General features: G+C 68.8%; 11 protein-coding genes. 3 read left to right on the top strand and 8 right to left on the bottom strand.

Annotated elements, in window-relative coordinates:
* Positions 1-204 precede the first annotated feature (204 nt).
* The 6 genes from VP06_RS11440 to VP06_RS11415 all read right to left on the bottom strand — a co-directional run bounded on the left by VP06_RS11440 (position 205) and on the right by VP06_RS11415 (position 7,269).
* On the bottom strand, positions 205-1,152 hold the full coding sequence (locus VP06_RS11440; RefSeq protein ID WP_245291146.1) for a 2-hydroxyacid dehydrogenase: 948 nt from the start codon (positions 1,150-1,152) through the stop codon (positions 205-207).
* Positions 1,149-2,768, bottom strand: a complete 1,620-nt coding sequence (locus VP06_RS11435) for an ABC transporter ATP-binding protein (protein ID WP_048463883.1) — start codon at positions 2,766-2,768, stop codon at positions 1,149-1,151. Before VP06_RS11435 ends, VP06_RS11440 begins: the two co-directional genes overlap by 4 nt.
* 2 nt (positions 2,769-2,770) lie before the next feature.
* Positions 2,771-3,649, bottom strand: a complete 879-nt coding sequence (locus tag VP06_RS11430) for an ABC transporter permease (protein WP_048463882.1) — start codon at positions 3,647-3,649, stop codon at positions 2,771-2,773.
* The gene (locus VP06_RS11425) at positions 3,649-4,617 is read right to left on the bottom strand and encodes an ABC transporter permease (protein ID WP_048463881.1); all 969 of its coding nucleotides are present in this window, start codon (positions 4,615-4,617) and stop codon (positions 3,649-3,651) included. The genes VP06_RS11430 and VP06_RS11425 overlap by 1 nt, the downstream gene beginning before the upstream one ends.
* A gap of 51 nt (positions 4,618-4,668) precedes the next feature.
* A complete protein-coding gene (locus VP06_RS11420; RefSeq protein ID WP_048463880.1) occupies positions 4,669-6,237 on the bottom strand; it encodes an ABC transporter substrate-binding protein in 1,569 nt (522 codons plus the stop codon).
* 261 nt (positions 6,238-6,498) lie between these two features.
* Positions 6,499-7,269, bottom strand: coding sequence for a class II aldolase/adducin family protein (locus VP06_RS11415; protein ID WP_048463879.1), 771 nt, complete (start codon positions 7,267-7,269; stop codon positions 6,499-6,501).
* Between the two features lie 234 nt (positions 7,270-7,503).
* Here VP06_RS11415 and VP06_RS11410 point away from each other — a divergent pair, with 234 nt between their 5' ends.
* From VP06_RS11410 to VP06_RS11400, 3 genes are read left to right on the top strand one after another with little or no spacing between them, the layout of a single operon-like run.
* Positions 7,504-8,214: a GntR family transcriptional regulator gene (locus tag VP06_RS11410; RefSeq protein ID WP_245291145.1), complete on the top strand. Its 711-nt coding sequence runs from the start codon at positions 7,504-7,506 to the stop codon at positions 8,212-8,214.
* A gap of 13 nt (positions 8,215-8,227) precedes the next feature.
* The gene (locus tag VP06_RS11405; RefSeq protein WP_048463877.1) at positions 8,228-9,256 is read left to right on the top strand and encodes a histone deacetylase family protein; all 1,029 of its coding nucleotides are present in this window, start codon (positions 8,228-8,230) and stop codon (positions 9,254-9,256) included.
* A gap of 13 nt (positions 9,257-9,269) precedes the next feature.
* Entirely contained in the window at positions 9,270-9,590 is a 321-nt protein-coding gene (locus tag VP06_RS11400; RefSeq protein ID WP_048463876.1) for a cupin domain-containing protein, read from the top strand.
* Positions 9,591-9,797: 207 nt separating this feature from the next.
* Here the strand turns inward: VP06_RS11400 and VP06_RS11395 are convergent, their stop codons facing one another.
* On the bottom strand, positions 9,798-11,696 hold the full coding sequence (locus tag VP06_RS11395; protein ID WP_048463875.1) for a flagellin N-terminal helical domain-containing protein: 1,899 nt from the start codon (positions 11,694-11,696) through the stop codon (positions 9,798-9,800).
* Positions 11,697-12,338: 642 nt separating this feature from the next.
* Positions 12,339-14,237 carry a flagellin N-terminal helical domain-containing protein gene (locus VP06_RS11390; RefSeq protein ID WP_048463874.1) on the bottom strand — a complete coding sequence of 633 codons (1,899 nt, stop codon included), beginning with the start codon at positions 14,235-14,237 and terminating at the stop codon, positions 12,339-12,341.
* Positions 14,238-14,386 lie beyond the last annotated feature (149 nt).

Below are 14,386 nucleotides of genomic sequence, written 5' to 3'. Positions count from 1 at the left end.
GAGCTTCAGCGGGCGGACAAGCCGCCTCGCCGCGTCAGAACGCCGGTCCGCCGCACGCGCGGGGAGCCTTGCGTCTTTGCCCCGTCAGAGGACGGGGCGGGCATGGATGGATTCCATGGCTCGCCCTCCTGCCGGGTCCAGTCCCGGTCCACGAAGCGATCATACCGCGAGGGAAGAAGCGCGGCAATCCGCAAGTAAGGGCGGTCAATAACCGCGCGCCGCATCCACCGTATCCGGCGGCACCCGGCCCGCGCGCACGGCCTCGGCCGTGGCGAGCAGGGTGCGGGCGACCGCTTGCGGGCTCGCCTCGCACGCCTCGTGCGGGGTGATGCGGATCGCCGGGTGATCCCAGAACGGATGGCCCGCGGGCAGCGGCTCGGTGGCGAACACGTCGAGGGCCGCGCCGGCGAGATGGCCGGATGCGAGCGCCGCCAGCAGGTCGGCCTCGACCAGATGCTCGCCGCGGCCGACCTGGATCACATAGCCGCCCGGGCGCAGGCGGGAGAACAGGCGCGCATCGAGGAGGCCGCGCGTCTCCGGGGTCAGCGGCAGCAGGTTCACCAGGACCTCGCTCGCGCCGAGCATCGCCCCGAGCCCGTCCGGGCCGTGATGGTGGGTGATGCCGGGATCGGCCTCGTGCGGCGTGCGGCTCCAGGCCCGCACCGGGAAGCCGAGGGCGGCCAGATCACCGGCGACCCGCCGGCCGATCTGTCCGTAACCGAGGAGGCCGACCGGCACCGCGCTCGCGTCCCGCGGATGCAGCCGGCGCCAGACCCGGTCACGCTGGTTGGCGGCGTAAACGGCGAAGCCGCGCTGGTGGCCGATGACGTGCCAGAGCACGAAGCCCGACATCGCCCGTGCCTGATCGGGATCGACCACCCGCACCACCGGCAGGTCCGGCGGGCGCCCGGGGCAGGCCAGCAGGTTGTCGACCCCCGCCGCGATCGAGCACAGGGCGGCGAGATTGGGGTAGCGCGCCAGCGCGTCGGCGGGCGGGCGCCAGCCCAGAGCCAGCCGCACCCGCTCGGGATTCTCCGCCGGATGATCGAGAATCTCGACCCGGTCGGCGATCTGGCTCAGCGCCGCGCCGAACAGCCCGCGCAGGTCGGCGGTGGCGCTGAGCAGCACGCAGGGCAGGCGGTCCATCGTCATGCCGCCTGCCGCACCCGCCCCGGCACCGCGTCGAGGAGCGCGCGGGTATAGGGGTGCTCCGGGTTGGCGAAGAGCGCGCCGGCGGTCTTCAGCTCGACGATCTCGCCCTGGCGCATCACCGCGATCCGGTCGCAGATCTGGGCCGCCACCCGCAGGTCGTGGGTGATGAACAGCATCGACAGGCCGAGCCGCGCCTTCAGGTCTTCCAGCAGCGCCAGCACCTGGGCCTGGACCGAGACGTCGAGGGCCGAGACCGCCTCGTCGGCGACCAGCACCTCGGGTTCGAGGGCGAGCGCCCGGGCGATGCCGATGCGCTGGCGCTGGCCGCCGGAGAATTCGTGCGGGAACCGCTCCAGCGCCTTCTCGTCGAGCCCGACGAGGGCGAGGAGGCGGCGCGCCCGCTCCATCGCCTCGGCCGGTGGCACCCCATGCGCCACCGGCCCGTCGGCGATGATCCGCCCGACGCTGCGGCGCGGGTTGAGCGACGCGAAGGGATCCTGGAACACCATCTGGATCCGGCTGCGGGCCTGGCGCAGGGCCTCGCCCGTGAGCCCGGTCAGGTCGGTGTCGCCGAGGCGCACCCGGCCCGCATCCGGCTCGATCAGCCGCATCACGAGGCGCGCGACCGAGGACTTGCCCGAGCCCGATTCGCCGACGAGGCCGAGGGTCTCGCCGCGATGAAGCGTGAAGCCCACGTCCCGCGCCGCCGCCGTGCGCCTCGGCGTGCGGAAGAGGCCGCCGCCGGTGACGTAGGTCTTGGTCAGGCCCACCACCTCCACCGCCTTCGGCCCCGCGAGGGGAGGGCGGGCCGGCGGGTCCATGGTCGGCACGGCGGCGAGCAGGGTTTTCGTGTAGGCGGCCTGCGGCCGGCCGAGCACGGCGGCGGCGGGGCCTTCCTCCACCACCCGGCCGTGGCGCAGCACCAGCACCCGGTCGGCGATCTCCGCCACCACGCCGAAATCGTGAGTGATGAACAGGACCGCCATGTTGCGGCGGGTCTGGAGGTCGCGGATCAGCGCGAGGATCTGCGCCTGGGTCGTCACGTCGAGGGCGGTGGTCGGCTCGTCGGCGACCAGCACCGCGGGTTCGAGGGCGAGCGCCATGGCGATCATCGCCCGTTGCCGCTGCCCGCCGGAAAGCTGGTGCGGATAGGACCGGACGATCAGCTCCGGGTTCGGCAGCCCGACCTCGCCGGCGAGCGCCACCGCGCGCTCCCGCCGCTCCCTCGGGGTCAGCATCCCGTGGGCCTCGAACATCTCGGCGATCTGGTCGCCGATCCGCATCAGCGGGTTGAGCGCCGTCATCGGCTCCTGGAAGATCATCGCGATCCGCCGGCCGCGGGTGTCGCGCCAGGCCGCGTCACCTTGAGCCAGGAGGTCCGTCTCGCCGAGGCGGATCGTGCCGCCGACCGGACGCACCGCCTTCGGCAGCAGGCCCATCAGGGCATGGGCGCACATCGACTTGCCCGAGCCCGATTCGCCGACGAGGCACAGGATCTCCCCGGCCACGAGATCGAACGACACGCCGTCGACGGCGTTGGCCCGGTCGCCGCCCTCCGGCAGGGCGAGGCTCAAGGCGCGGACCGCGACGGCGACCCGCTTCGTGTCGGCATCCATCGTCAGCGCTCCCGGGACAGGCGCGGGTTGAGGGCGTCGTTCAGCCCCTCGCCGATCAGGTTGAGGGCAAGCACGGTGAGCAGGATCACGAGCCCTGGGAAGGCGGTGATCCACCACGCCTGCCGGATCACGGTGCGGCCGGCCCCGACCATGAAGCCCCAGGACATCCGGTTCGGGTCGCCGAGGCCGAGGAACGAGAGGGAGGATTCGAGCAGGATCGCGGTCGCCACCATCAGGGAGGCCAGGACCACGATCGGCGAGAGGGTGTTGGGCAGAACCTCCCGGCGCAGGATGGTGAAGGTCGTCTGCCCAGTCACGATCGCCGCCTGGACGTAGTCGCGCGAGCGCAGGGACAGCACCTCGCCCCGCACCAGCCGGGTCACCGGCGGCCAGCTCACCAGCGCGATCGCGAGGATCATCGAGGAGAGCGACGGCTGGAGGATCGCCACCAGCACGATGGCGAGGGCGAAGCTCGGCACGGTCTGGAACAGCTCGGTGAAGCGCATCAGCGCGTCGTCGACCCGTCCGCCGAGATAGCCGGCGAGCGCGCCCAGCGGCACGCCGATCACGAGGGCGGCCAGCGTCGAGACGAGACCGACGAGGAGCGAGACGCCGGCCCCGTGCATCAGCCCGGCGGCGATGTCGCGGCCCAGCGCATCGGTGCCGAGGGGAACCCGCTCCAGGGTGAAGGGCGGCACGAAGGGCCGCTGCACCATCCGCCAGGGCGAGGTCGGGTAGAGGACCGGTGCCAGCAGGGCCGCGGCGATGACGATCGTCAGGATCACGAGGCCGAATACCGCGCCCGGATGGCGCAGGAAGGCGGCGAGCGGGCCGCGGCGGCGGGCCGGGGCGGCGGCGGTCAGGGGCAGGGCCTCGCTCATCACGCCACCTCGATGCGGGGATCGACCGCGCGATAGACCACGTCGGTGACGAGGTTGAAGACCAGCACCATCGCGGAGGAGACCACGAAGACGCCGAGCAACAGGTTGTAGTCGCGCTGGAGCAGGGCGTCGTACATCAGCCGCCCGATGCCCGGCCAGGCGAACACCGTCTCGGTGAGCACCGCACCGCCGACGAGGGTACCGGCCTGGAGGCCCGCCAGCGTCACCACCGGCAGGAGCGCGTTGCGCAGGACGTGCCGGCGCTGGATCACCCCTTCCGTCAGGCCCTTGGCCCGCGCGGTCTTCACGAAGTCGAGCCGCGAGACCTCCAGCATCGAGGAACGGGTCATCCGCACATAGACCGCCATGAAGAACAGCCCGAGGGTGAGGGCCGGCAGCACGAGGTGGTGGGCGATGTCGAGAACGCGGGTGAGCCCCGCATAGCCGGCGCCGACCGTCTCGAAGCCGAAGCTCGGCAGCCAGTCGAGCCGGACCGAGAACAGCAGGATCGCCATCAGCGAGACCCAGAACAGCGGCGTGGCGTAGAACAGGAGCGCCACCCCGGTGATCGCCGTATCGGCGAGCGTCCCGGCCCGCCGTGCGGCAAGGGCACCCAACAGCACCCCGAGCGAGAGCGAGATCGCGAAGGCGCTGCCGGTCAGCAGCAGCGTCGCCGGCAGCCGCTCGCCGATCAGCGTCGCCACCGGCATCTGCTGGCGCACCGAATAGCCGAGATCGAGCCTGGCCATGCTGCCGAGATAGGCGGCGAGCTGGCTCGGCAGCGGCTGGTCGAGGGCGAATTTCTCCCGCAGCTGGGCGATGAAAGCCTCGTCGCCCGCCCCCGCCTCCCCGGCCATCACCAGGGCCGGGTCGCCGGGGGCGAGGCGGATCAGGAAGAAGTTCAGGACCACGATCGCGAGGAGCACCACGATGCCCTTCGCGATCCGCCGCGCGACGAAGCTCACCATGCGTTATCCTTCAGCCCCCGAGCCATGATCCGTCAGATCCGAACGCGGCCGTCAGCGCTCGATCCAGGCATCGCGAAAGCCGTCATTGACCCCGATGCCGGTGGTGACGAGGTCGTGGACCTTGCAGCGGGTGATGGTGGGGAATTGCAGCTCGAGCAGCCACGCCACCGGCGCGTCCTCGACCAGGGTCTTCTGCACCGCCTCGTAGATCGGCCGGCGCGCGTCGTCGCCCACCGCCACCGCGCCCTTCGCGAACGCCTCGTCGACGCTCGGGTTCGAGTAGCCCTCGACGTTGTTGAACGGCGAGCCCTTGGCGATCTGGGACGAGACGTAGTTGCGCCCGACCCCCAGGGCGGGGTCACCATATTGGTAGAGGTAGGTGAAGGCGATGTCGTAATCCCACTCGGAGGTCTTCTGGTTCCAGCCGGCGACGTCGGTGGCCACCATCTCGACCTTGATGCCGGCATCCTCCAGGTTCTGCTTCACCGCCTCGGCCCAGCGCTGCCAGGTCTCGCCGTAGGGCAGCGGCAGGAGCCGCACGGTCTCGCCCTTGTAGCCGGATTCCTTGAGCAGCGCCTTGGCCTTGGCCGGGTCGTAGGCATACTTCGCCGCCTTCGGGTCGTGGTAGCGCACGGTGGAGGAGAACGGGCCGGTCGCCGGCTTGCCGAGCCCGTTCCACACCACGTCGCGGGCAAAATCCCGGTCGAGGGCGTAGGACACCGCCTGGCGGAACGCCTTGTTGGCGGTCGGGCCCTTGCGGTTGTTGAGCCAGAGCCAGGAATGCGGGCTGAAGAACTCCCAGCCCTTGGTGGTCGAGCAGGCGCCCTTGATCTTGGAGAGCCGCGGCACGTCGAAATTCTCGACCGAGCCGCCGGGCAGGATGTCGACCTTGCCGGTCTCGAACGCCACCGCCCGGGCGGCAGCATCGGGAATCACGTGCCAGTAGATCTCGTCCAGATACGGCTTGCCGGCTACGTGATAGTTCGGGTTCTTGACCAGCCGGATATAGGAGCCCTTCTTCCACTCCTTGAACATGTAGGGGCCGGTGCCGATCGGCGTGTTGTTGGCCGGGTTGGTCTTGTAGTCGGTGCCGGCATAGATGTGCTTGGGGATCATCGGCAGCGAGCCGACCTCGAAGATGCCGAGGAAGGGACCGAACGGCTCGGACAGGGTGAACACCACCGTGTACGGATCGGGTGCGGTCACGCTCGCCACCCGGGTGAGGTTGCCGCGGGCCCGGGCATGGGTCTGGCGCAGCAGCTCGACCGAGAAGACCACGTCGTCGGCGGTGAACGGCTTGCCGTCGTGCCAGGTGGCGTTCTTCACGAGTTTGAAGATGTAGGTCTTGCCGTCCTCGGAGACGCTCCAGCTCTCGGCGAGGCCGGGCAGGGGCTTGAGGGCGGAATCGTAGCGCAGCAGGCCCTCGTAGATGTTGCCGGCCACCATCTGGGTCGGGCCGTTCTGCACCATCCCGAGCATCAGGCCGGGCGGCTCGGGCTGGATCACCGCGTTGGCGGTGCCGCCGGGCTTCGGGGTCGCGGATGAGGGCGTGCCTTGCGCCAGCGCCGTGCCGGCGAGCGCCAGGGAGAGCACGGTGCCGGCCATGAGCGTCTTGAGCATCGGTCGAGTTCCCTTTGGTCCCTGTCGCTGCGGTGGACGTGCAAGCACCGCTCCCTCCTGATTAAGGGAGAGGGCAGGCGCACGATGTTTCGAACGGTGAGACCGATCAGGCCGAGAGGAATGAGGGTGGCGGCCTGCCCGATCGAGATCAGCCTGGCTCTAAGCAGACTTGCGTTGGCAGGCCAACGCTTCGTCCGCTTAGTCTCTTGCTTTGCCGCAGATTTTTGCCGCCGAACCGGTGACCGCTTCGGCGAAATCTGCTTAGTCTTGATAATCCGGGTCGCTGCGCGCCAGCATGCGCTTGAAGGCGTCCCACTCGGTGTCGGGCAACTGGCCCGTCTCCATCTTGTCGTAGAACGAGGCGTATTGCCCGGCGGTCTTCTGCGCGACCGCCGCCGAGGGGCGGATCAGCGGGGCGCCGGCGGCTTGCAGCGCGAGCTGGGCGCGGCAGGAGCGCTCCAGGTTGTGCATCAGCTTGAACGCCTCGGCGACAGAGCGGCCGCAGGTCAGCATGCCGTGGTTGCGCAACACCATCACGGGCTTGTCGCCGAGATCGGCCACCAGGCGCTCGCGCTCGTCGAGGTCGAGCGCGATGCCCTCGTAATCGTGGTAGGCGAGGCGGCCGGCAAACTGCATCGACCATTGGTTCAACGGCAGCAGCCCCTCCTCCTGGCAGGAGACGGCGACGCCCGCCACCGTGTGGGTGTGGAGCACGCACAGCGCGTCCTCCCGGGCGGCGTGGACCGCGCTGTGGATGGTGAAGCCGGCCGGGTTGATGCCGAGCCCGCAGGGGTCGTCGACCACCCGCCCTTCGAGATCGACGGTGACGAGGTTGCCGGCCTTCACCTCCTCGAAGCGCAGGCCGTAGGGGTTGATCAGGAAGCGGTGCTCGGGCCCCGGCAGCCGGGCCGAGATATGCGTGTAGATGCTGTCGTCGAGGCCGAGGCGGTGGATCAGCCGGTAGGCTGCCGCCAGGTCGACGCGGATGCGCCGCGCAGTCTCGTCGGCGGGAGAATGAGCAGACGACGCCATCGGACCTCCTCGCGGGCAATGTCGGGCCGATCGGCCCTGCCGCATGACTTGCTCGTGAACCGGCGGCGTAGCGGCGAGATCTCGCCACTGACGGCCAGGCCGGGCCCGAATGGGTGTGTTGATCATCCGGCGCCACGCTAGACTGGCCCGGCCTCGGCCGTCGATCAAGCCAAAAGTGTCGACAATCGACGCCTACGCATTGCACAATGAGCCCACGGAGGTGCGATGCGCGCGATGTCCCGACCCGTCGGATTGCCGGTCCTGGCCGAGAGCGATCTCGTGCGCCAGGTCGCGCGCCGGCTCACCGACGCGATCGTCCAGGGGCGGCTTCCGCCCGGCGCCAAGGTGGCGGAGGCGGCGGTGGCCCGGGAACTCGGCATCAGCCGGGCACCGGTGCGGGAGGCGGCGCGCCTGCTCGAGAGCCAGGGGCTGCTCAAGGCGTCGCCGCGGCGCGGCTTCTTCGTGCGCGAACTCTCGAGCCAGGAGGTGGACGAACTCTACGACTTGCGCCTCTGCGTCGAGCGCCACGCCGCGGTCGAGGCGGCCCGGCGCCTGACGCCCGCGCGGCGGGACGCCTTGCGCCGCCAGCTCGACCTGATGCACGAGATCGCCCGGCGCGACGACCCGGCGACGATCGTCGAGGCCGATTACCAGTTCCACCGCCTGATCTGCGAGGCCGCCGGCAACGGCCGGCTGCTGCGCCTGTTCGACGGCCTGGCCTCGGAATTGCGGATCGTCATCGGGCTGATCGGCCGGCTCTACGACGACCCCGCCGAGATCGCCCGCACCCACGAGCCGGTGCTGGCGGCCATCGAGGCCGGCCACCCGGAGCGCATCGTCGCGCATGTCGACCACCATCTCGGCGTCGCCCGCCGGGAGGTCGTCCGGCTGCTCGAGAGCCTCGCCCCTCCGAAGCCGTCCCGCATCCTCCCTCCCGAAGCCTGATCCCGGAGATCCCATGAAGGCCGTCCATTCCGAGGACCACCGCCGCCACGACCCCAAATTCTTCCTGGTGCGCGGCCAGGTGAAGCCCGCCGCCGACCAGCCCGAGCGGGCCGACCGGCTGCTCGCCGGCCTCGCGGCCGGGCACCATGCGGTGGTGGCGCCGCAAGACCACGGCGCGGGCGCCCGGGCGCGGGTGCACAGCCCCGATTATCTCGCCTTCCTGGCGGAGGCATGGGAAGCGTGGGAGGCGCTGCCCGACCACGGCCCCGAGATGATCGCCAACATCCACCCGGTGCGCGCGGCCGCGACCTACCCGACCCACATCGTCGGCCGGCTCGGCTGGCACACCGTCGACACCGCCTGCCCGATCGGCCCGGGCACCTATGCGGCGGCCTGTGCCGCAACGGATGTGGCGGCGAGCGCGGCGCAACTCGTCCTCGACGGCGAGGACGCCGCCTATGCGCTGTGCCGCCCGCCCGGCCACCACGCCTATCGCGACCGGGCCGGGGGCCATTGCTACTTCAACAACAGCGCGGTCGCCGCCGCCCATCTGCGCCAACGCCACGCCCGCGTGGCGGTGCTCGACGTCGACGTGCATCACGGCAACGGCACGCAGGGCATCTTCTACCGTGATCCGAGCGTGCTCACCGTCTCGCTCCACGCCGATCCGCGCGGCTTCTACCCCTTCGTCTGGGGTTACGCCCACGAGCGCGGGGACGGGGAGGGGATTGGCGCCAACCTCAACCTGCCGCTGGCCCTCGGCACCGGCGACGACGATTACATGGCGGTGCTGGAGGGCGTGGCGAGCCGCACGATCCGGGCCTTCGCGCCGACGGCGCTCGTGGTGGCGTTGGGCCTCGACGCCTCGGAGCACGATCCGCTCGCCGGCCTCGCCATCACCACCGAGGGGTTTTCGCGGATCGGCGCCGCGCTCGCCCGCCTGAACCTGCCGACCGTGCTGGTGCAGGAGGGCGGCTACCTCTCCGACCTGCTGGGCCGGAACCTGACGGCTTTTCTCGCCGGCTTCGAATCCGCCCGCTGAGGAGCGTTCCCCGATGGCCTTCGCCTGCACGATTCCCGCGGTTCCGACCGTCCAGCACGACGACGACATTGTCCGCATCACCCGCTGGGATTTTTCGCCCGGCGCCGTCACCGGCTGGCACGAGCATGGCTGGCCCTATTTCGTGGTGATGATCACGGCGGGCACCCTGCGGGTCCACGACGGCACGCAGGTCACCGAGGTGCCGCTCGCCCACGGCCAGTCCTACCGCCGCCCGGCCGGCATCCGCCACGACGTCCAGAACGGCTCCGACCATCCGATCGCCTTCGTGGAGATCGAGGTGAAGCGGCCGGAGGGGCTGGTGGGCCCCACCTGACGACGAGAAGCGGCCGGGGCTCGCGCCCCGGCCGCCTGGTCTTCAGGGTTTCGGCGGCCCCGCGGTCCCGAAGGGCCGCGGAAGCCGCTTCCGTTTTCGTCCCGCCGCGGTGAGTGTCCGCGAGGGGACGTAGCGCGAGGCGGTCTTCTGCGAGGGACCGTTCCGCAGGACCGGGTGCGGGTCTTGCGGAGGCCGCTCGGGCAGGGGTCAGCGCAGGAGCTGGAGGATGCCCTGCTGCGACTGGTTGGCGAGCGACAGGGCCGAGATGCCGAGCGAGTTGCGGGTCGAGAGCGCCTGCGAGTTCGCCGCTTCCTCGTTCAGATCCGCATTCGTCAGGTTCGCCGCGCCCGCATCGAGCACGTTGATCATCTGCTTGGTGAAGTCCTGCCGGTTCTGCACCACCGCCAGGTTCGCGCCCAGGGTCGAAGCCTGGTTCTTCAGCTGGCTCGACGCGCTGTTGATGTTCGAGATCACAGCGTTGATCGAATTGCTGTCCTGGAAGTCGGTCTGACCGACGGCAGTCATGCCGAGCAGGGAGGCCGTGACCTGCGTGCCTGAGATCTTCAGCGAGGAGGTGCCCTTCTCGTTGAAGCTGACGTTGACAGTGTCGCCGGCCAGCAGGTTCGTGCCGTTGAAGCCGGAATCCGCCGCCATCTGGTCGATCTGGGAGAGCAGGTTGTTGTAGGTGGTCACCAGGTTGTTGCGGGTGTTGGAGCCGTCACCGCTGATGATCGCGCTCGACGTGCTGGTGCTGAACGGGTTACCAGCACCGCTCGCCGACACGGTCAGGTTGTCGGCACCCGACTCGTTGGTCGTGGTGATCTTGATCGCGCCGGTTGTGTTGTCGATGCTCGCCATCGCGTTGGCCGGAGCCAAGGCGGCGTTGAGCTGGTTGAGGGTCGAGATCTGGCCCGCAGCCGTGCCGAAGCTCAGGCTGACCGAGTTGCCGCTCGCGACCTTGACGGTGATCGACTTGCTGTCGAGTGCGCTCTTGGTGAAGCTCTGAGTCGCCACGCCGGCGACCAGTGTTGCCGTCGTGGAGCCCTGGCCGGCACCGTAGGTCTTTAGGAGCGAGAAGCCGAGGTTCGACACCTTCCCGGTCGAGGTGCTGCCGTCGCCCAGCACAATCCCGGTCGCCGAGTCGGCGGCCGTGAAGCTGAACTTCCGGGCGGTGGCATCGTAGCTGGCGCTGACCGTGCCGTTGGTGGCCGTGCTCACCTTCTGGGCGAGCGAGCTGAGAGTGTCGGAGCGGCCCACGGTCACGGCCTGGCCGTTGACGGTGAACGTGTCGCCGACGCTGAAGCCGGCGCCGGTGGCGAGCGAGGTGGCGGTCGGCACGAACACGCCGGCGGTGGTCACGGTGGGCGTGGCGCCGAACAGCGAGGCCGATTGCGCGTCGGTACCGAGCGAGAAGGTGCCGCCGTCGGCGGTGCCGGTGAAGGAGATGTTGTTGCCGCTGACGGCCGCCACGACCGAAGAGCCGGCGGCCTTGAGCTGCGTATTGATCGCAGAGACGAAGTTCGCCTGCGTGGTGTCGTCGATGCCCTTGGTCAGGGTGACGCCGACGCCGTCGATCGTAACCGTCTTGCTGGAGGCCGAGGCGCCGAAGAAGTTGGTCTGGATGTTCGACTGGGTGCTCACGTCGACGGTGGTGGTGAGGACCCGGGCGGCGGCGCCGGTCGACGCGCCGATCGCGTTCTCGGCGACGGCAGTGGTGGCACCGACCGACAGGAGGTTGTTGGCGGTGGCGCCGGACAGGGAGGTCGAGGCGATGCTGGCCTTGGCGGTGAAGGCGTTGGAAGATGAGAGGGCCTGCTGGGCGACCGACTTGAGCTGGTCGGTCAGCCCTTGCAGCTTGGTGAGGCCGGTATTGGCGGCCTGGATCGTCTGGATGCCGTTCGACACCCCGTCGAGCAGATTGCTCAGGGCCGACGAACGCGAGGACAGGCTCTGGGCGGTGAAGTAGTTGCTCGGGCTGTCGAGGGCGCTGTTGACCTTCTTGCCGGTCGCGAGGCGCGTCTGCGTGGTCGAGAGCAGGTCGGCAGTGCCCTGAAGCGACAGGAGGTTCTGGCGGGTGGCGGCCGAGAGGGTGATGCCGGAAGACATGAGACGATCCTATTGATCGGAAGACCTTCGTGTTTTGAAGGCGAGATCAGATTGGTCCAGCCGCCCTTGCCCGGTCCTTACCGCAAAGCTGAAAAGGCCACCGATCCCCTGGATCCGAAGGTCATGACTTTCAAAACGTTAATGTTCATGCTCGTCTCTACTGATCGATTTACCTTAATGCGGAGGTTACCATGATTCGTGCGCGGCTGAGAGCGATTGGCCAAGGGATCGAATGTGAGATGGCAATGGCTTGCGCTGGTAAGGGCCTCGTCAGGCACCAGCGGCCTCTGGAAGGATGCGACTGCGATCTCCACGGCAGATATTGTCGCTCCTGTGGCCAGCTGGTCCGGTGGCCCGTGGTGCTGCTACCGTCGCCCCCCACCGCCCAACCCGCCGTGTCATTTCCTGTGTGGATAATTGGCGCGACGAGTTGAGCAGCCTCGGGCACAACGAAAAATCCCAAGCAGACGCGCATCATACGCATCTACTTGGGATTCTTTGGAATCGGCGCAGTACGATGTGAAGCAATGGGCCACATGTCCCGTGGCCCATCGTAGCGGAGCCGTTCGGGACGCAAAATAGCCCGGTATCCCCGCTTCTCATACGAGAGGCGGAGAGCCCGAGCCTGTTCCGCTTGCGCGATCAGCCGCGCAGGAGCTGGAGGATGCCCTGCTGGGCCTGGTTGGCGAGCGACAGGGCCGAGATGCCGAGCGAGTTGCGCGTCGAGAGAGCCTGCGAGTTCGCCGCCTCCTCGTTCAGGTCGGCGTTCGTCAGGTTCGCCGCGCCCGTGTCGAGCACGTTGATCATCTGCTTGGTGAAGTCCTGCCGGTTCTGCACCACCGCCAGGTTCGCACCCAGAGCCGAGGCCTGGCTCTGCAGCGCGGCATTGGCGCTGTTGATCGTGGCGATCACGGCGTTGATCGAGTTGCCGTCCTGGAAGTCGGTCTGGCCGACCGCAATCAGATTGAGACCCGACGCCGTCACGGCCGTGCCGGCGATCTTGAGCGAAGAGGTGCCCTTCTCGTTGAAGCTGACGTTGATCGTGTCGCCGGCCAACAGGTTCGTGCCGTTGAAGCCGGCATCCGCCGCCATCTGGTCGATCTGGCTCAGCAGGCCGTTGTAGGTGTTCACCAAGCCGTTGCGGGTGTTGGCGCCGTCACCGCTGATGATCGCGCTCGAGGTCGCGGTGCTGAACGGGTTGCCGGGGACGGTCGCCGTCGACAGCGTCAGGTTGTCGGCGCCCGACTCGTTGGTGGTGCTGATCTTCAGCGCACCGGTGGTGCTGTCGATGCTTGCCATCGCGTTGGCTGGGGCCAGGGCGGCGTTGAGCTGGTTGAGCGTCGCAATCTGGCCCGCAGCCGTGCCGAAAGTCAGGGTGATCGGGTTGCCGCTGCCCACCTTGACAGAAATGGACTTGCTGTCGAGGGCGCTTTTGGTGAAGTTCTGGGTCACGACGCCGCCTACCAGCGACGCCGTCGTGGAGCCCTGCCCAGCCCCGTAGGTTTTGTTGATCGCAAAGCCGAGGTTCGACACCTTCGCGGTCGCCGTGCTGCCGTCGCCCAGCACGATGCCGGTCGCCGAATCCGCCGCCGTGAAGCTGAACTTGCGGGCGGCGGCGTCGTAGGTGGCGCTGACCGTGCCGTTGGTGGCCGTGCTCACCTTCTGCGCGAGGGAACTCAGGGTGTCGGTGCGGCCCACCGTGACGATCTGGCCGTTGACGGTGAAGTTGTCGCCGACGTTGAAGCCGGCGCCGGTGGCGAGCGAGGTGGCGGTCGGCACGAACACGTTGGCGACCACGGTGGGCGTGGCGCCGAACAGCGAGGTCGTCCCCGCATCGGTGCCGATCGAGAAGGTGCCACCGTCTGCGGTGCCGGTGATGCGGATGTTGCTGCCGCTCAAGGACGCGACGACGGAGGAACCGCCGGCCTTGAGCTGGGTGTTGATCGAGGTGATGAAGTCCGCCGGGCTGGTGTCGTCGATGCCCTTGGTCAGGGTGACGTTGACGCCGTCGATCGTGACAGTCTTGACCGACGTTGCCGCGGTGAAGAAGTTGGTCTGGATGTTGGCGGTGGAGCTGATGTCGACAGTGCCGGTCACGGTCTTCTGAGTGACACCGGTGGCGGCACCGATCGCGGCCTCGGCGACGGCGGTGGTGGCGCCGACGGAGAGAAGGTTGTTGGCGGTAGCGCCGGAAAGGGCGGTCGAGGAGATGCTGGCCTTGGCCGAGAAGGCGTTGGAGGCCGACAGCGCCTGCTGGGTGATCGCCTTGAGCTGATCGGTCAGGCCGCGCAGCTTGGTGATCCCGGTATTGGCGGCCTGGATCGTCTGGATGCCGTTCGACACCCCGTCGAGCAGGTTCGTCAGGGACGCCGACCGCGAATTCAGGTTCTGGGCGGTGAAGTAGTTCACCGGGCTGTCGAGGGCGCTGTTGACCTTCTTGCCGGTCGAGAGGCGCGTCTGCGTGGTCGAGAGCAGCGCGGCCGTATCCTGGAGCGACAGGAGGTTCTGGCGGGTGGCGGCCGAGAGGGTGATGTCGGACATGGTGGCGACCTTTTTGATCGTCGGGCGAGGCGTCTTTTTGACGACGCCGTCACCATCGCCGTGCGGGCCTTTCTTCTTCCTTAAGCCTAACGGCTGCGCCGATCAGATCCGTGCTGTTATGGTTAATGGTCAATAAATCCGTCTTTGTG

The sequence above is a fragment of the Methylobacterium aquaticum genome (genome assembly GCF_001043915.1).
GTDB lineage: Bacteria > Pseudomonadota > Alphaproteobacteria > Rhizobiales > Beijerinckiaceae > Methylobacterium > Methylobacterium aquaticum.
Note: the sequence above shows the minus strand (reverse complement) of the source record. Positions and strands in the feature narration are given on the sequence as shown.